This is a genomic window from Pseudidiomarina aquimaris (genome assembly GCF_003987395.1).
Classification (GTDB): domain Bacteria; phylum Pseudomonadota; class Gammaproteobacteria; order Enterobacterales; family Alteromonadaceae; genus Pseudidiomarina; species Pseudidiomarina aquimaris.
On the sequence record NZ_PIPT01000006.1, the window covers coordinates 219,236 to 237,636 of the forward strand.

An 18,401-nucleotide genomic window follows, 5' to 3' on the forward strand; every position below is an offset into this window, starting at 1 on the left:
CAGAAGATGTCTGTTAAGTTAGAAGACCGGCCTATTGAAAAGGTACGTGAAGAGACGATTGATAAACTCATCGTTAATTACAGCCATGAAGTGATTTCGAAAGAAGCTTTTGAGCGTCGCTTGGATGAGGCCATGGCAACCACCGTCCATCAAGAACTGGTCGATCTCGTTGCTGATTTACCTTTAGCGGCTGATGCTAATTATCAACAGCAGAAGCAGGCATCTTTTGGTGCCACTTCTACGGCCGACCCAGCGCCGGATGAAAAGCTCGTCAGTATTTTAAGTAGCAATACACGCAAAGGGCCTTGGGTCGTGCCAGCACATCTAAAGATTATCGATGTGCTCGGCTCGGTAACACTCGACTTTAGTGAAGCTCACTTTGCTCAACCGAACGTGACCATAGAGATGAACAATGTCTTGGGGTCGCTCAGCATTATCGTGCCCGATCATGTGGCCGTCGTATCCCGTGCAAGTCATATCTTGGGCTCAAGTGACGACCACTGCCCACCGCGCGATGCCGGCACCACCCAGACCATCAGTGTTACAGGCTGGTCGTTGTTGGGGTCCGTTGACGTGTCCATCAAGCGCAACATGCGCGAGCGTTGGCTATCGTTCGCCAACAGCATGCGCGAAACCTTTGGTATGCAGCGTCGCTGAATTTTTGGTTCGCTGAAACGAAAAAAGCCCCGCACGTGAGTGCGAGGCTTTCGGAATAATGGTGCCCAGAGGCGGAATCGAACCACCGACACGAGGATTTTCAATCCTCTGCTCTACCGACTGAGCTATCTGGGCAACGGGGCGTATTAAACGAGTTTTTCGGCTCTGAGTCAACCGCTTTTTCGTGATTTTCTACGGTTTCAGTGTCGTTTGCTCAGTAAATACGCAGTTTGTTGGATTTTACGCCTTTAAGTAGGTGCTACCCGCCAAACATTTCTCGTAGTAATCGGTCCAACGCACACCTTCGCGTGGCGCAATGTGACCTTTACGAACTTCACGGTCAATACACTTCTTCACAGTTTTGGCCATGAAGTCGGTATTGTACTGCATCGTCTCAAGAACTTTCTCGGCAGCAGTACCGGGCACAACCTCTTCGATGTAGAAGTCGCCTGGCTCGTCGTCGTGGCAGTAAATATGCACTTCGGTCAAACGGCCGAACAGGTTGTGCATATCACCCATCACGTCTTGATAAGCGCCGGTAAGGAACATTCCGACATAGTAGTCTTCACCTTTGTGTAAGGTGTGCATCGGAATATTATCGCTTATCTCGGTGCCTTCGATGTACTTGCTGAGCTTGCCGTCACTATCACAGGTGATATCAACGATAGAGCAGCGCACTTCAGGCTTTTCCTGCAGGCGACTGACCGGCACGATTGGCAATACTTGGCCAATGGCCCAAGTGTCAGCGGCAGATTGGAAAATAGAGAAGTTACACAAGTACTGGCTCGCCAGCATGTCTTCGAGTTCTTCGAGTTCTTGGAAAACGAACGTATCGCGATCGATCGAGCCATGGATCTCACTAAGGATCCGCCAGTACATGGTATCGAGTTTCGCCATTTCGCTCAGCGATAGAATCCCGAGCTTAAACGCTTCATAGGCGCTTTGCTTGAATGACGCAGCATCGTTGTAGCGTTCTTGTGGGTGCAATTCGGTCGCTGAAACCAGCTCACGCATGTTGGAAACGAGAATATGCTCGCCTTCTTCTGCTGAGATGTCGAACTGCGCCCCTGTATTCTTGATTTCACCCACAATGTTGGTTACCACACAACTATGGTGCGCCGTAATGGCGCGTCCGCTCTCGCTGACCAGGTTTGGATGTGGGACTTCTTCGAGATCACAGATTTGCTTCACACCATAGACAACGTCGGCAACATACTCGTCGGTTGAGTAATTGCGTGACGAGTCGGTGGTTGAGCTGGTGCCGTCATAGTCAATGCCAAGGCCGCCACCGATATCAAGGTACTCGAGCGGCACGCCTTCTTGAATAAGTTTGGCATACAAGCGTGCGCCCTCAGAAACCGCTTCTTTGATCTTGCGAATATCCGACATCTGACTGCCAATATGGAAGTGCAGAAGTTTGGCGCAATGCAGCATTTCTTCTTTCTTGAGCAGCTCAACGATGTTGAGAATTTCGGTAATACTCAAGCCGAATTTTGCACGGTCGCCGCTGGAGCCCGCCCATTTACCGCTGCTGCGCACCATCATTTTGCTACGCAAGCCAATCATGGGCTCCACCCCTAGCTTCTTCGCTAGCGGAATCAGCATTTCCAGCTCACTGTATTTCTCGATGACAATAATCATCTTGCGACGTAACTGGCGGCCTAACAGTGCGAGGGTCAAGTAATCTTCGTCTTTATAACCGTTTAGAACGGTAAGCGCATTCGGGTTTTCGTTGTAGGCAAGCACCGCCATGAGCTCAGGTTTTGAGCCGGCTTCAAGGCCATAGTTGTAGGGTTCGCCAGCGTCAATAATCTCTTCGACAACTTCGCGCATCTGGTTAACTTTGATGGGGAATACACCACAGTATTTTCCTTGGTAATTCGCCTCATCAATCGTTTTGGCAAAGGTCTCGTTTAAGATTTCAACTTGCGAGCGCAAAATGTCGTGGAAACGAATCACTGCTGGCAATTGAATGCCTTCGGCACGGATCTCATCCAACACATCTTTCATGTCGATGGTGACATCGGGTAGGCGATGGTTCGGCGCAATTTGAATATTGCCGTTCTCGCCAATTGAGAAATAGCCTGCGCCCCAGCGATTGACGCCATACAGCTCTTCTGCGTCGTCGATGCTCCAGTCGTGCGTGCTGTCGACCATTAGCGCGCTCCCTTTTCGTTCAAAATAATTAAGAGTTCACGGACAATTTTAGCCGCAAACACGTCAGAGTTACCGGTTGGATCAATCTCAGGCGATAACTCAACTACGTCGGCACCAACCAAATTCTTCTCGCGTAGAATCTTCATCAGGCTCACGTAAGAGTGAAAGTCTTCACCGCCTGGTTCCGGTGTGCCGGTGCCTGGTAGAAAGGCTGGATCAAAATAGTCCAAATCAAGCGTTAGATAGATCGGGCGGTCAGCCGCAAGCGCAGCAACGCTCTCGAGGAAATCTTTCCGCGAGGTGCGTACGGTCTTGTGTTCTTTCATGAACTGATATTCTTCACGCGTCCCTGAACGGATGCCATACTGAATCAACTCATGACCCGGACCAAAATGATCAAGTGAGCGGCGAATAATCGACGCGTGCGAATAGTGATAGCCCAAAAAGCCATCGCGCAAGTCCGCATGAGCGTCGAGGTGTAACAATACCAAATCAGGGTATTGCGCTAGGTATTTGCGAATCGGCGCATAGGAAATCGAATGTTCGCCACCCAGGGTGAGGACGCGAATTTGCTCCTTTGCCAAGTCGAGCGAGCCAAAAATAGCATCAAACTGATCGGTGGCATGTTGCCATTGACCTTCAATGTCCTCTCCGTGGCCGAGCGATAAATTCCCCAGATCATAAAAAGTCTGATCAAAAAGATCGGCGTCAAGGTACGGTGAATAGGATTCGATATCTTCCGAGACCGCACGCAGGCCATCAGGACCATTACGCGTTCCTTTACGGAAACACGCAGTACCGTCGAAACCAAAACCAATCATATGCGTAGCATTCGCATGAATGGCGTTATCAACTTGGGCACCAAAAAACTCGCGCACAGGCGCGACCGTTTGGACGTTTACGGAAGTTACCGCGTCAGTTAGATGTTGGCTCAAGGTCAAGCACCTCCGTCGTTGCAACAGGGCAGTAAAAATGGGCAAATAAAAAAGGGGGCTATTATCTGTGCAAAAGCCCCGAATTGCTACACTTTTACTGCGTTAATTGTCTGTTTTCGTACGCCGATTTTTCTTCACTGGATTAAATATTTCATGCTGGATACGTAGCAGGTTCTGATCAAGCGGATTTTTCTTCTGCCAAGTATCGGTTAAGGGCACTGCAACACGCTCATTAGCGCGTTTCCCAGCCATCACCCGATGCTCGCCTGCAAGTAATAGCTCAACTGCGTGAACACCGAGCTCTGAGGCTAAAATGCGATCTGCCGGTGCTGGCGCGCCACCGCGTTGGATGTGACCGAGTAAGCAGGGGCGACAGGGTAAATGATGTTCTGCTTCAAGCTGTTCTGCTAAAGACACCGCGCCGCCGGGCCATTGATGCTCGCTTAGCACCATAACGTAACTACCTTCACCACGAATCTCTTGCACTCGCTGAATGTGTTTAACGAGGGCAGCGACGGTCAACGGCTTCTCTTTTTGCAGTTCCGGCAGGATCATCCGTTCTGCGCCCGCGGCCATTGCACTGCCTAAGCCAATAAAGCCGGCATCACGTCCCATGACTTCAACAATAAAGACACGGTCCATGGCATCGGCGGTGTCGCGGATCTTATCCAAGGCATCCATGGCGATATTGACAGCCGTAGCATAGCCAATGGTCATGTCCGTACCGTAAAGGTCATTATCAATAGTGCCAGGCACGCCAATGACTTTGCCCTGCCAATGATTGGCTAAATGGTCGGCGCCACGAAACGAACCATCGCCACCAATGACAACCAACGCATCGATTGCGTGGGAGTCTAAGTTAGCTGCGGCTTCCTTCGCTGCGTCTACTTCTTTAAAGCGCTGACAACGCGCACTTTTAATGATGGTGCCGGAGTACTGCAAAATATGCAGTACGTCTTTTGCCACAATCGGCACCGCATCATTCTCTAGTAGGCCCTTATAGCCGTGGCGAAAAGCGATCGTCTCGATACCATAATGATCAGCTGCAAGCACCACGGCGCGCAATGCTGCATTCATCCCTGGGGCGTCACCACCACTGGTGAGTACGCCAATCCGTTTTATTGTTTGCGAAGACACCGAGCGCTTACTCCTCTGCAATGTGTCGTATGTTTCATAAATTATTTGGTAAGCTTATCGAACTAATCACGAATAACAAGCGATGGAGCTCATGAGCGAAGAAAAAAAGCCAACGGCAGCAGTAATGACGGCATGGGCGAGCCGTTGTTTGATGAAGCAGGGTGCGACACCAGATGTCGCACAGTCGATGGCCGAGCATTTGGTCGCGGGTGATTTGCTTGGCTTCAGGACTCACGGCTTACTGCGCCTACGCTATAACTTGCAAGCCTTGCAACGGGGGCAAACTAAGCCAGCGGGCGAACCCGAGCTCGTGCAAGGGCGTGCGGCAATTGAACTTTGGGACGCTGATTTACTATCAGGGCTTTACGTGGTGCCGAAGGCGGTCAAGCGAGCGATTGCTATGGCTCGAGTATGCGGTACGGGTACTGTAGTTATTCGCCGCACGCAACATGTCGCTGCGCTTGCGGTGTACCTTGAGCAGGCAGTGGATGCCGGCATGTTAATTCAAATGATGTGCAGCACCCCGGCACAAGAAGTCGTGGCCCCCTATGGCGCAAAATCAGCCTGTTTTTCACCTAATCCATTTGCCCTTGGCGTGCCAACCGAGTCAGCGCCGATATTACTCGATATGAGCTTATCAATGACGGCCGCAGGGAAAGTTCGTACCGCATTGGCGGAAAACAAGCAGTTGCCTTATGCAGCGTTGATAACGGCTGAGGGTGACTACAGCTGTGATCCTGCGACTTTTGTCGCTGAACCAGCCAGTGTATTGGCGAGCTTAGGTGGCAAGGAGCTTGGCTATAAAGGTACCGGCTTAAATCTATTTAGTGAACTATGGACCCTTGCATTAAGTGACTACGGGCGCAAAGACGCCGCCCCAGCAGATGCTGATGCTAATACGGTTTGGCTACAAGTGGTGGATCCTACCGCGGTGGCTGAACAGGGAGCTTTTGAGCGTCAAGCGAGTGCACTGGTTGAGGCGCTGAAAAATACCCAACCGATTGATCCGCAGCAACCTGTGCGGGTACCCGGTGCCGGTGCTCTCGCAACACGTGCACGGCAGTTAACGCACGGTATAGAGTACAGCGCAGCCACCTGGCGTCAGCTCGAGTGGTGCGCTGATTTTTGTGATGAGCCGTTACCTACGGCTGCAAACGCTCAATAAGCCATGCGCTAGCAGTGGATTTGCGGTAAACAAAACGGTCATGCAAGCGGTATTTACCGCCTTGCCAAAACTCAAAAAGTTGCGGCTCGATACGATAGCCGCCCCAAGTTTCCGGCATCGGTACGGTTTCTCCTTCATAGCGCTGGGTTAGCTCATGATAGCGGGCCTCAAGCTCATCGCGGCTCGCGATAGGGCTACTTTGCGCAGAGGCGAGGGCGCCGAGCTGACTGGCACGTGGGCGACTATGGAAGTAGGCTTCACTGTCAGCGGTCGCGACTTTCTCAATCCGACCTTCAATGCGTATCTGCTGCTCTAGTGGTAACCAAGCAAAATGCATCGAAACACGAGTATTGGCTTCGATATCTTGTCCTTTTTGGCTGGCGTAGTTGGTGTAAAAGACGAAGCCATGGTGATCGAAATCTTTCAGCAACACGATACGCTGGTGCGGCTGACCTTCGCGACTGACGGTCGCTAGGGTAAAGGCCGTAGGGTCTGGCAATAACCCACTTTCTTTCGCTGCGCCAAACCAGTCAGCAAACTGTGCAAAAGGATCGTCTTGGAGAACTGCGCGGCGTAACTGCGCACGTTCATAGTCACGCCGTTCATCATGTAACTTCATTGCTTACCTCTACTGTGATGACTGTTGGTAGACCGCTTCGCCCGCTACATAAGTAGCTAAAACGTCAGCGCGCCATAGTTTAGCGCTATCTACTGCGAACGGGTCTTGATCAAGAACAATGAAATCGGCCCACTTGCCAGGTTCAAGACTGCCGAGCAATTCCTCTTGGTTTGACGCATATGCGGCATCCAACGTGAAGGCACGCAAAGCCTGCTCCAGCGTCATCGCTTCATGGGCATACCAACCACCTTCCGGTTGATTGCTGCGATCTTGTCGCGTCACCGCGGCATGTACACCGAAAAACGGATTTGAAAGCTCAACCGGGAAGTCTGAGCCAGCCGCAACGATCGTACCTTGCTGTAGAAAGGTTTGCCATGCGTAGGCGCCACGCATACGGGCTTTCCCTAAACGGTCTTCCGCCATATTTTTGTCAGAGGTCGCGTGGGTCGGCTGCATCGAAGCAATGATATTGAGTTCGGCAAAGCGCTCAAGGTCGTCCGGGTGTACAACTTGCGCGTGTTCGATACGATGTCGAAGGTTACGCCCACCCACCGTGTCAAACGCCGATGCGAACTTATCCAAGGCAATGCGATTTGCGCGGTCGCCGATGGCATGGATATTGATTTGGAATCCATGGGGAATGATCAGCTCAAACAAGTCTTCAATGGCGCCAGGCTGGGTGACAAGCAAGCCACGATTATTTGGATCATCGTGGTAAGGTTCAATAAGCGCGGCCCCGCGGCTACCGAGAGCTCCGTCTGTGTAAATTTTAACACTACGCACGGTTAATCGGTCATCCGCTGTGGTGATCGGTCCGGCGGCGAGAAGTTCAGGTAGTGCTGGTTCCATCGCGCTTAGCATGGCATAAACACGGACGGGCATCGCTTGCTCCGCCGCGAGCTCTTGATATACCGCCAAGTTTGTCGCATCTACGCCCGCATCATGAACGCCAGTAATCCCCTCGGACACCAAGTGGTCAAAGGCCGCAGTAAGCGCTCGGCGATGGTAGCTGGCATCTTTCTGTGGTAATTGCTGCTCAACCAACGCCATCGCATTATCAATCAAAACACCGGTCGGTTGGCCGCTTTCATCCCGCACGATTTCGCCACCATCGGGGCTAACTGTTTCAGCGCTGATACCGGCCATTTCAAGAGCTTTGCTATTGGCCCAACCGGCGTGTCCATCAACACGTGTTAACCAAACGGGGCGATCGCTAAGAAACTCATCTAAGCTCGCTGTCGTCGGGAAATTACGTACTTGCCAGTTTTCTTGGTTCCAGCCACGACCGATTATCCAGTCGCCGCTCTCAATCTTGGCAAACGCCACCACACGCGCAACCGCATCTTGTTCAGACGTCGCTTCCCGTAAATCGACTTGCATTAAATTTTCGCCAAGCCCAAGCATGTGCCCGTGCGCATCGATAATGCCAGGCAAGACCGTCTTGCCTTGCAAGTCCACGCGTTTGAGATCCTTCCCAGCGAATAACTGCGCTAGTGTTTCGGCGTCACCGGTTGCCGCGACTTTCCCATCGCGCACAACGAGGCCATCGAAGCGTTTCAGTTGCGCGCCTTCACCGGCGAGTCCAGTTGGAGTGTAGCCTTTGAAATTAAAATAAAGCGTCGATTGTGCATTTACTGAGTTAGCGACTAAGCTAAATGTTAGCACTAACAAGGATAATACAATTCGCATGGGGTTCTCTCTGTAGTGTTTATGACAAATTACGTATCGTTTATTTAAAGTTTATATTTGTTTACAACTAACGCACCTAAATGTTTTAAAAAGGTTTATGATCGGTGTAGACTGTCAACATTCTAACAATTACGCAAATATCCATGAAAATTCTAATAATAGATTCTCAATTCTTTACTCGTGCAGGGCTTATCCACTTGTGTACCAGCTACACTTCGGACCTTTCAATCTTTGAAGCGCCCACGTTTGATCTGGCGAGCGAATATTTGCAACACAGTAGCCAGTATAATTTAATTTTCCTCGATGTGGACTTACCCGACGCCGAGTTACGTCCTGCATTAGCGCAAATAAAACATTACGCACCAACTGCGCATGTGGTTCTTTTTTGCTGGTCACGGCCGATGACTGAAATTCGTCAGGCAATGACCGCGGGCGTACGCAGCTACTTACCTAAAGATTCGAGTGCAGACGATGCCAAGCATGCGGTGCGCACTTTACTTCGCAATGACCGCTATGTGCCGGATGACGCTAAAATCACGGACAGCCCAACGCGTCATAGTCAGGCCGAGAATTTTCTTTCGCCGCGGCAACTCGAAATCATGCAATTGTTAGCACAAGGTCTATCGAATAAAGAAATCGCTACTATTTTGGGTATCACAGAAGGCACCATACGTGTCCATCTTTCTGCTATATTTAAAGCTATCAAGGTTTCGAATCGAACTGAAGCAACCCTATGGTATCTGCTTCGCCAAAAAAGACTCGTGAGTTAGTACAATGCAATTACAGCAGCTTCTAAAATCGTTAGAACTGCGCAATCATGCTCCAACAGAGCAGTGGAACCCGCAGTATTGTGGTGAAATCCCACTTCATATCGATGCCAATGGTAAGTGGTTCTATCAAAATTCGCCTATTGGCCGTCAGCGCCTCGTTAAACTATTTGCCTCGGTGTTGATTTGCGAAAACGGCGAACACTTTCTTGTGACGCCGGTTGAAAAAGTGAAAATCAGCGTCGCCGACGCTCCTTTAATGATTGTTGCTTGGCAGCAAATCGATAGTGAGCAAGGCAAGGTCATGCAAGTCACGACCAATGTTGACACTCAGTATCCCCTATCCGAAGACTATCCATTAGTGGTCAAAGACCAAGTCCCTTACGTACAACTTGACCACGGCTTGCGCGCGAAGGTCGCACGTAATGTCTATTATCAATGGGCTGAGCTCGCAACGGTAGATGAAGCGTCGCAAACCATGCGACTTACGAGCGGTGCAAGCTCGTTTATTCTCGGCCACCTCTAATCACAGCATTTGCCCGCCGTCGCGGCCTGCTATATTATGCGCAGCTTAGTTACGCGCAGAGGTAAAAGTACACTATGAAACCGATAACGGTGGCAATCGCGCAGCTTGACTTCACTGTTGGGGCTATCAAGCGCAATACCGATACCATTTTATCTACGCTCGGCGAGCACGATAACGCTGATATTGTTGTTTTCCCAGAACTAGCAATCACTGGCTATCCGCCCGAAGACTTATTGTTCCGTAGTGACTTTGAGCGTCATGTTGATGCGGCACTAGAGCGCATTGCTGCTGGCGCCCAGCATCAAGTCGCCGTGGTGGGTCATCCTCAACGCGTGGGTAATGAGCTATTTAATAGCGTTTCGGTGCTGCATCGTGGAAAGTGCTTGGCACGCTACCATAAGCAACGCCTCCCGCAATATGGTGTTTTTGATGAGCAACGCTACTTCATCCCAGGGCATGCGCCGTGTGTATTTGAGTGGATGGGGCATCGTATCGGCTTATTGGTTTGCGAAGATCTTTGGCACCCAGAACCTCTGGCGAAAACCATTGCGGCCGGCGCCGACTGGATCATTTCTATCAATGCTTCGCCCTTTGAGGTCGACAAGCACGAACAGCGGCTCCATGTCATGCAGCAGCGCGTGCATGAAGGTGGTTGCCCGATCGTTTATGTGAATAATTGTGGTGGCCAAGACGAACTCGTATTTGATGGTCATTCCTTAGTGCTTGATAGTGACGGTGAATTGGTTGCTGAATTACCACACTGTGAACCGTGCTGCGCTGAATTGCGTTTTGATGCCACCGGCATTCGACCTATTGATGCGGCTTTTGCCCCGCGTGCGCGTCAAAGTAATGAACAGCTACGCTTAGCCGAAGTGCGTCAAGCAGTCGTCTTGTCGATTCGTGACTATGTCCGTAAAAATGGCTTCCAAGGCGTCACGCTCGGCCTGTCAGGCGGCATTGATTCAGCACTCACGCTTGCGCTAGCAGTGGAAGCCTTGGGCGCTGCTGCTGTGCATGCCGTCATGATGCCGTTTCGCTACACTTCAAAGATGAGTCTTGAAGATGCTGAAAAACAAGCCAAGACTTTGGGCGTGCGTTACGACGTTATCGCTATTGAACCCATCTATGAAAGCTTTCTCCAGCAACTGGCGCCTCAGCTAGCTGGTCATGAACCTGATGTAACGGAAGAGAACTTGCAGGCGCGTAGTCGTGGTGTGCTGTTGATGGCGCTCTCGAATAAGACGCGCTCGCTGGTGTTGACGACCGGTAATAAGAGCGAGCTAGCGGTCGGCTATTGTACTTTGTACGGTGATATGTGCGGAGGATTTGCGCCGATCAAAGACTTACCGAAGATGATGGTGTTTGCTTTAGCGCGTCACATGAATGAGACGGCTGCGGAGGAATTGATTCCGACGCGGGTTATCGAGCGCCCACCTTCGGCAGAGCTTGCACCTGGCCAGACCGACCAGGATAGCCTGCCAGACTACGCTGTGTTGGATAAGATTTTAAGTCTCTATGTCGAGCAGGACTGGTCACCGAGTGAAATCGTTGATGCCGGCTTTGCAAAGGCCGATGTCTTGCGTGTTGTGCGCTTGATTGATATTAATGAATATAAGCGCCGTCAAGGCGCAGTGGGGCCGAAAATAACCTCACGCAACTTTAATAAAGATAGACGTTATCCAATTACCAATCACTTTCGCTATGAGTTAGAGCGCGAGTTAACTGCAGAGGCAACCCATGAAAAAAATTGAAGCCATAATCAAGCCGTTCAAGTTAGATGACGTGCGCGAAGCTTTATCAGAAGTGGGGATTGCTGGCATGACTGTCACCGAGGTGAAAGGCTTTGGTCGACAAAAAGGGCACACCGAATTGTATCGCGGTGCAGAGTACATGGTCGATTTTCTTCCGAAGGTGAAGCTCGAGATTGTCGTCGCTGACGACCAAGTGGAGTCTTGTATTGATGCCATCATGGAGACAGCTCAAACCGGGAAAATCGGTGATGGTAAGATCTTCGTGAGTACTATCGAGCGGGTTATTCGTATTCGTACTGGCGAGGAAAACGAAGACGCCGTGTAAAAACACGGCGTCCATAACATTTTGCTGAGCAACCCTTAGAAGTTTGTTGCGAGGGTTGCGCGCGCATCGGCGCTTAGTTCGTCTAAACCTAGCGCTTCATAACTGGTAACCATGACTTCAAGCGCTTGCTTAGTCTCTGGTGTATCCGGGAAGTTCTCCAGAATATATTTGCCACGGTTTGCAGCCGCTAGCCATGCTTGGCGCTTCATATAATATTCCGCTACCGCAAGTTCATATTTGGCAAGACGACTCTTAATCGCAATCATCCGTTGCTTGGCATCAGCTGAATATTTCGAGTCAGGGAAGCGACGCAACAGCGAAGTAAAGTCATTGAATGCTTCTTCGGCTTTGCTTGGGTCACGATCCGAACGGTCGATGCCAACAAACTCTTGAATGGCGTTTGAGTCTGCGCGTTGGTTAATTAGCCCGCGCATATACATTACGTAATCAAGGTTCGGATGATTCGGGTTCAATTGCATGAAACGATCCACTTCGGCGAGCGCCTTATCAATGTCACCGAGCTTGTAGTTCACGTAAATCTTATCCATCTGCACTTGATGTGCATAGGGTCCAAACGGATACCGTGTCGCATGTTGTTGGAGAATATTTTGGGCCGTACTGAAGTTACCCGCGGCGATGCTTCCTTGTGCTTTCTCATAAAGCAATGCCGCATCGTTAAGGACAGCTGAATTGAGCTCTTCATCCGGTGAGCTTGAACATGCCGAAAGCATGACGGAAAGCGCTAACAGCAAACTAATACGCAGTTTCATAAGCAGTTGTTCTGATCTCTGTTGATTTAGTTTTGGTGCGTAGCCGACCAAACAGGTACACTATACACATCGAATTTGCATGCATTCTATCGCAGCCTTTGCTGCTTTCACAGGTCCATTGTCTATTTTATGAGTGAACATATTGAATTAACTGGTACGGTCCCTGCTTCCTGCAACGGTAAACGCTTGGACCAAACACTTGCGGAGTTGTTCCCTGACTATTCGCGATCAAGATTAAAAACTTGGATCACCGATGGTTGGGTGAAAGTTGATGACGAAGTGGTCGACAAGCCGCGGGAAAAAGTCATTACCGGAATGGACATCACGGTGAATGCCGAAATCATGGAAGAGCAGCGATTTGAAGCGCAAGCAATCGAGCTCGATATTGTCTACGAAGATGATGCTATTTTAGTACTCAACAAGCCCGCGGGATTGGTGGTTCACCCAGGTGCAGGAACGCCTGATGGGACTCTGCTCAATGCCTTGTTGCATCATTATCCAGCGATTGATCAGGTCCCTCGTGCAGGAATTATCCATCGGCTTGATAAAGATACCACTGGTTTGATGGTCGTCGCGAAAACCTTGCCAGCACAGACCCACTTGGTCGCCGCCATGCAAGAGCGTGAAATCACGCGTGAGTATGAAGCCGTTTGTAACGGACCAATGACTGCTGGGGGACACATTGACGAGCCGATAGGCCGGCACCCGACGAAGCGCACGCACATGGCCGTGGTACCGACGGGGAAACCAGCGGTAACTCATTATCGGGTGGTTGAACGCTTTCGTAATCATACGCACTTACGGTTGCGCCTTGAAACCGGTCGGACACACCAAATTCGTGTTCACATGGCGCACTTACGCCATCCATTAGTCGGCGACTTTACTTATGGTGGTCGCCCGCGTCCACCGCAGAACGCGTCACCGGAGTTGCTGAGCTTTTTGCGTAACTTTAAACGTCAAGCATTGCACGCTGCGCGACTCTCATTGCATCACCCAATCACCGGAGAATGGATGAGTTGGGATGCGCCAACGCCACCTGACTTTGTTGAGTTGCTGAAAATGCTCCGCGCAGACCGTCAAAGCCATGCCAACGACGACCAGCGCTAATAGCGACTTTGGCATTACGCCGGCATGGCCGTTAGCGAACGGAGTTCAGGCGCGCGTTACGACGGTGACCGCGCCGGGCAACCTTGCCGTACACGTTGGTGACGATCCGGCTGCGGTGATACGTCATCGGCGCATTCTACAACGACGTTTAGCCTTACCAGTGACGCCAAAATGGCTTAACCAAGTCCATGGCACGCAAGTCGTTAATTATCAAAGCTGCCAGGCTGGTGTCACAGCTGATGCAATTTGGGCGCAAAGCACTCCCTCCGTCTGTGCGGTTCTAACCGCTGATTGCCTGCCGATTTTGCTGGCCAGTCATGACGGCGAAGTTATCGCTGCCGTGCACGCCGGTTGGCGTGGTTTGGTTGCTGGAGTTGTTGAGCAGACTTTAGCAGCCCTACCAAAACCGCCGTCGCAACTCAGCGCGTACATAGGCCCAGCAATTTCTCGTGCACATTTTCAGGTCGGTAATGACGTGTATACAGCATTTGCCGAGCGAGAATTAGTTGACGATGCGACCTTTACCCGCGACCAACAAGGGAAGTGGTTAGCGGACTTACCTTTACTGGCAGAGCGTATTCTGCAAAGCACTGGCGTTATGCAGGTAATGCAAAGTGGCCTCTGTACCTTCAGTGACCCGCGCTTTTCATCCTATCGACAAAACCCGAAAGCGGGACGTATCGCCAGTTTGATCTGGAAAAACCATCCTCACTCTTGAATTCGCTTAATTTATACCCACTTTTACTACAAGGACTTTTATCGTATGTGAGGTATTAAAATCATGCGTTTTGACAAATTAACCCATAAATTTCAATTGGCGATCGCCGACGCACAATCGCTTGCGCTGGGGCGCGATCACCAATTCATTGAACCTGTGCACATTATGCATGCGTTGCTTAACCAAGACGGCGGCACGCTACGCCCGCTGTTAACTTATTTACAGGTTGACAGTAATCAACTGCGCGCAGCCTTGAGTGAAGCTCTTGATAGCCTTGCCCAAGTTGAAGGTGCTGGCGGCGAAGTCCAAGCTTCAGCGGCCACCGGAACACTTTTAAATCTGTGCGACAAATATGCACAGAAGCGCAACGATCAATATATTTCCTCAGAACTGTTTGTCTTGGCTGCCACTGAAGATAAGGGCAAACTTGGCGACATTCTGAAGGGCTTAGGCATTACGCGCGACAAAGTTGAAAAAGCTATCCAACAAGTACGTGGTGGTGAAAATGTCAACGATCAAAGTGCGGAAGATCAGCGCCAAGCATTGGATAAATACACCATCGATCTTACTGAGCGTGCCGAGCAAGGTAAGCTCGACCCAGTGATTGGGCGTGACGATGAGATTCGTCGCACTATTCAGGTGTTGCAGCGTCGGACCAAAAACAATCCGGTACTGATTGGTGAGCCGGGTGTTGGTAAAACGGCGATTGTCGAGGGTCTTGCCCAGCGCATCGTTAATGGCGAAGTGCCAGAAGGTTTGAAACATAAGCGTGTGCTTTCCCTAGATCTCGGTGCATTGCTTGCTGGTGCAAAATATCGTGGTGAATTCGAAGAGCGCTTGAAAGCGGTGCTGAACGAGCTAAGTAAAGAAGAAGGGCGCATCATTCTCTTTATTGATGAGTTGCACACGATGGTCGGTGCGGGCAAAGCGGACGGCGCTATGGATGCCGGTAATATGCTGAAGCCGGCACTCGCTCGCGGTGAGCTACACTGCGTTGGCGCAACAACCCTTGACGAATACCGTCAATACATCGAAAAAGATGCCGCACTTGAACGGCGTTTCCAGAAAGTGTTGGTTGATGAACCATCAGTCGAAGATACGATTACGATTCTGCGTGGCCTGAAAGAGCGCTACGAAGTGCACCATTCAGTCCAAATAACGGACCCCGCGATTGTGGCTGCAGCGACGCTTTCCCATCGCTACATCAGTGATCGACAATTGCCAGATAAAGCAATCGATTTGATTGACGAAGCCGCCTCGAGCATTCGTATGCAAATCGATTCAAAACCGGAAGATCTTGATCGCCTCGAACGCCGCATTATCCAGTTGCAACTCGAACAAAAAGCGATGCAAAAGGAAGATGATGAAGCGAGTAAAAAACGCCTTGAAACCCTCGAACGCGAGTTAACAGAGCAACAACGCAAATATGCTGAGCTTGAAGAAGTATGGTTGAGCGAGAAAACCGCTGTACAGGGTGCGCAAAACATAAAAGCACAGCTTGAAGACGCCAAACGCGACTCTGAAATCGCCAAACGTGCCGGCGACTTGAACCGTATGTCAGAGATTCAGTACGGCCGTATTCCTGAGCTTGAGCGTCAGTTGAAAGCGGCCGAGGAGGCTGAAGGCAAAGAGATGACCTTGCTAAAGAACAAGGTTACTGATGAACAAATAGCTGACGTCCTATCGCGTTGGACCGGAATCCCAGTGAGCAAAATGCTCGAAGGTGAACGTGAAAAGTTATTGCAAATGGAAACGCAGTTGCATCAACGCGTGGTCGGCCAAGATGAAGCGGTCACCTCGGTGGCGAATGCGATTCGTCGTTCTCGCGCAGGTTTGTCTGATCCGCAGCGTCCAATTGGCTCATTTCTATTCTTAGGGCCAACAGGTGTAGGTAAAACAGAACTCTGTAAGTCGTTAGCAGCGTTTCTCTTCGATACGGAAGACGCCATGGTGCGCATTGACATGTCGGAGTTCATGGAAAAACACGCGGTGTCACGACTTGTCGGGGCACCTCCGGGTTATGTCGGCTATGAAGAGGGTGGTTACCTAACCGAGGCCGTGCGCCGTCGTCCTTATTCAGTAATTTTGTTGGACGAGGTTGAGAAAGCTCACCCAGATGTCTTTAACATTCTTTTGCAGGTGTTAGACGATGGTCGCCTTACCGATGGCCAAGGACGTACCGTGGATTTTCGCAATACAGTGATTATCATGACCTCGAACTTGGGTTCTGATGTCATTCAAGAAAAAGCACATCAACAAAGCTATGACGAGATGAAAGCGGATGTAATGGAAATTCTGTCGCATCACTTCCGTCCAGAATTCTTGAACCGAGTTGATGAAACAGTAGTCTTTCACCCGTTGGCGAAGAGCGAGATTCGTTCAATCGCGCAGATTCAGTTACAACGTTTGTATAAACGTTTGGCTGAACGCGACTATCAGCTTGAGATGAGTGACGCAGCTCTTGATCACTTGGCTGCGGCTGGGTTTGACCCGGTCTTCGGGGCGCGACCTTTGAAGCGCTCGATCCAGCAAGAGATTGAGAACCCACTTGCGCAGCAGTTGCTGGCGGGTAAGTTACTGCCAGGTAAACCAATTAAAGTCGATTACAACGACGACGCTATTGTTATCAGTCAGTAACTCGAGTTTAAGGTACTAGCATAGCAGTGGGCTGTAATGCCTATTTATTGCAGTTCGCATGCTATGCTATCCTGCACGGTCTCAACATTTTGTAATCAGGAAGCTCTATGCCAAATAATGCATCGACCAAGAACCGAGGCATCTTTTTACTACCGAACCTGCTGACTACTGCGGGTCTATTCTCCGGTTTCTTTGCTATTGTCGCCTCAATGAACAACCAGTTCGAGTCAGCTGCTGTCGCGATTTTTATTGCAATGGTATTTGATGGACTCGATGGGCGTGTTGCACGCATGACGAATACGCAAAGCGACTTTGGTGCGGAATATGACAGCATGGCGGATATTGTTTCGTTCGGCATGGCTCCAGCTTTAGTTATGTATAACTGGGCTCTTTCGGACTTAGGGAAATTTGGCTGGCTCGCTGCGTTCATATTTGTCGCTGGTGGCGCGCTGCGTTTGGCACGATTCAATACCAACATAGGTTCTTCCGATAAACGCTTTTTCCAAGGCCTTGCCATCCCAAGTGCCGCAGCTATTGTAAGTGGTCTAGTTTGGGTCGGTTCAAAGTATGAAGTGGATCCTTCATCTATTAGCTATTTAGCCGCAATCATTACTATATGTGCGGGCCTGCTTATGGTCAGTAACTTCCGCTATCACTCATTTAAAGATGTTGACTGGCGTGGACGTGTTCCGTTCGTAGTTATCCTTGCGGTTGTGCTCGCGTTCGTGGTTGTTGCTACCGAACCATCCCTCGTGCTGTTTAGCATTTTCTTCTTGTATGCACTCTCAGGTCCAATTTTGACTGTGCGTTCAGTGAAGCGCCTCGAGTTAAAGCATGTCGTTGGTGACACTGACGACGAGTGTGAAGAAGAGGAAGAAAAGGCCGACAAGAGCGCGAAAAAAGAGCAATCTGACAATAAAAAGGACACGACCGATTAAAAACTGAGCGGTCGGAACTTATTTCGCAAAAAGATCTTGCACGCCGGTAAATGATCCTTATAATTCGCCGCCGTTGTCACCGAGGGCAAAGCCAACGGAGATAACGGTCAGCGGCGCGTAGCGCCTGCAAAAAAAAGATCGAAAATGATCTTGACGCTGGCAAGGGAAAGCGTAAAATACGCATCCCGCTTGAGAGTTCCGAGAGAGCACCAAGCAACGTTCTTTAACAATATATCAAGCCAAGCAAACTGTGTGGGCACTTACCGGATTCAGGCAGAGAAAGCATCTTCGGATGCGACAAGTACTTTAAATAGTACACCTGACTGATTGAACGAAGTGCTTAACAAATTAAAGCTTAAGTCATGAAATTCAATGAGTCGATTAAACTTTTAAACTGAAGAGTTTGATCATGGCTCAGATTGAACGCTGGCGGCAGGCCTAACACATGCAAGTCGAGCGGTAACAGAGAGAAGCTTGCTTCTTTGCTGACGAGCGGCGGACGG

16 protein-coding genes, 1 tRNA gene and 1 rRNA gene are annotated in these 18,401 nt (G+C 50.2%); 11 read left to right on the forward strand and 7 right to left on the reverse strand.

What is annotated here, in order from left to right; genetic code table 11:
* Nucleotides 1–6 precede the first annotated feature (6 nt).
* Nucleotides 7–657, forward strand: coding sequence for a LiaF domain-containing protein (locus CWE21_RS09210; RefSeq protein ID WP_126834138.1), 651 nt, complete (start codon nt 7–9; stop codon nt 655–657).
* Between the two features lie 59 nt (nt 658–716).
* Here CWE21_RS09210 and CWE21_RS09215 read toward each other — a convergent pair.
* From CWE21_RS09215 to CWE21_RS09230, 4 genes are all read right to left on the reverse strand, one after another.
* Nucleotides 717–792, reverse strand: a tRNA-Phe gene (locus CWE21_RS09215).
* Between the two features lie 105 nt (nt 793–897).
* Nucleotides 898–2,814: a biosynthetic arginine decarboxylase gene (speA, locus tag CWE21_RS09220; protein WP_126834139.1), complete on the reverse strand. Its 1,917-nt coding sequence runs from the start codon at nt 2,812–2,814 to the stop codon at nt 898–900.
* Complete coding sequence (gene speB / locus CWE21_RS09225) at nt 2,814–3,749, reverse strand: agmatinase (RefSeq protein ID WP_126834140.1); 936 nt, start codon at nt 3,747–3,749, stop codon at nt 2,814–2,816. The genes speA and speB overlap by 1 nt, the downstream gene beginning before the upstream one ends.
* 102 nt (nt 3,750–3,851) lie before the next feature.
* A complete protein-coding gene (locus tag CWE21_RS09230; protein WP_276567301.1) occupies nt 3,852–4,886 on the reverse strand; it encodes an ATP-dependent 6-phosphofructokinase in 1,035 nt (344 codons plus the stop codon).
* 91 nt (nt 4,887–4,977) lie between these two features.
* Here CWE21_RS09230 and CWE21_RS09235 point away from each other — a divergent pair, with 91 nt between their 5' ends.
* Complete coding sequence (locus tag CWE21_RS09235) at nt 4,978–6,051, forward strand: Ldh family oxidoreductase (protein ID WP_126834141.1); 1,074 nt, start codon at nt 4,978–4,980, stop codon at nt 6,049–6,051.
* Here the strand turns inward: CWE21_RS09235 and pdxH are convergent.
* Nucleotides 6,029–6,670: a pyridoxamine 5'-phosphate oxidase gene (gene pdxH, locus CWE21_RS09240; protein ID WP_126834142.1), complete on the reverse strand. Its 642-nt coding sequence runs from the start codon at nt 6,668–6,670 to the stop codon at nt 6,029–6,031. The genes CWE21_RS09235 and pdxH overlap by 23 nt on opposite strands.
* Before the next feature lie 9 nt (nt 6,671–6,679).
* Nucleotides 6,680–8,359, reverse strand: coding sequence for an amidohydrolase (locus CWE21_RS09245; protein ID WP_126834143.1), 1,680 nt, complete (start codon nt 8,357–8,359; stop codon nt 6,680–6,682).
* 143 nt (nt 8,360–8,502) lie between these two features.
* On the opposite strand from CWE21_RS09245, the gene CWE21_RS09250 reads away from it, so the two are divergent.
* The 4 genes from CWE21_RS09250 (at nt 8,503) to glnB (ending at nt 11,728) form a co-directional block, all read left to right on the forward strand.
* Nucleotides 8,503–9,129 (forward strand): response regulator transcription factor, encoded by a 627-nt coding sequence (locus tag CWE21_RS09250; RefSeq protein WP_126834144.1) that lies wholly within the window; start codon nt 8,503–8,505, stop codon nt 9,127–9,129.
* 4 nt (nt 9,130–9,133) lie between these two features.
* Entirely contained in the window at nt 9,134–9,652 is a 519-nt protein-coding gene (locus CWE21_RS09255) for a DUF1285 domain-containing protein (protein ID WP_126834145.1), read from the forward strand.
* Between the two features lie 74 nt (nt 9,653–9,726).
* Nucleotides 9,727–11,403: an NAD+ synthase gene (locus CWE21_RS09260; RefSeq protein ID WP_126834146.1), complete on the forward strand. Its 1,677-nt coding sequence runs from the start codon at nt 9,727–9,729 to the stop codon at nt 11,401–11,403.
* A complete protein-coding gene (glnB, locus tag CWE21_RS09265) occupies nt 11,390–11,728 on the forward strand; it encodes a nitrogen regulatory protein P-II (protein WP_126834147.1) in 339 nt (112 codons plus the stop codon). Before CWE21_RS09260 ends, glnB begins: the two co-directional genes overlap by 14 nt.
* A 35-nt stretch (nt 11,729–11,763) precedes the next feature.
* Here the strand turns inward: glnB and CWE21_RS09270 are convergent, their stop codons facing one another.
* Nucleotides 11,764–12,498, reverse strand: coding sequence for an outer membrane protein assembly factor BamD (locus tag CWE21_RS09270; protein WP_126834148.1), 735 nt, complete (start codon nt 12,496–12,498; stop codon nt 11,764–11,766).
* A gap of 129 nt (nt 12,499–12,627) precedes the next feature.
* Between CWE21_RS09270 and rluD the strand changes: the two genes are divergently transcribed.
* From rluD to CWE21_RS09295, 5 genes are all read left to right on the forward strand, one after another.
* On the forward strand, nt 12,628–13,605 hold the full coding sequence (rluD, locus tag CWE21_RS09275) for a 23S rRNA pseudouridine(1911/1915/1917) synthase RluD (protein WP_126834149.1): 978 nt from the start codon (nt 12,628–12,630) through the stop codon (nt 13,603–13,605).
* Entirely contained in the window at nt 13,583–14,323 is a 741-nt protein-coding gene (gene pgeF / locus CWE21_RS09280; protein ID WP_126834150.1) for a peptidoglycan editing factor PgeF, read from the forward strand. The genes rluD and pgeF overlap by 23 nt, the downstream gene beginning before the upstream one ends.
* Before the next feature lie 63 nt (nt 14,324–14,386).
* A complete protein-coding gene (clpB, locus tag CWE21_RS09285; RefSeq protein ID WP_126834151.1) occupies nt 14,387–16,960 on the forward strand; it encodes an ATP-dependent chaperone ClpB in 2,574 nt (857 codons plus the stop codon).
* 107 nt (nt 16,961–17,067) lie between these two features.
* Nucleotides 17,068–17,898: a CDP-diacylglycerol--serine O-phosphatidyltransferase gene (pssA, locus tag CWE21_RS09290; protein ID WP_126834152.1), complete on the forward strand. Its 831-nt coding sequence runs from the start codon at nt 17,068–17,070 to the stop codon at nt 17,896–17,898.
* 391 nt (nt 17,899–18,289) lie between these two features.
* Nucleotides 18,290–18,401: ribosomal RNA gene (locus tag CWE21_RS09295) — 16S ribosomal RNA — on the forward strand; the annotation flags it as partial.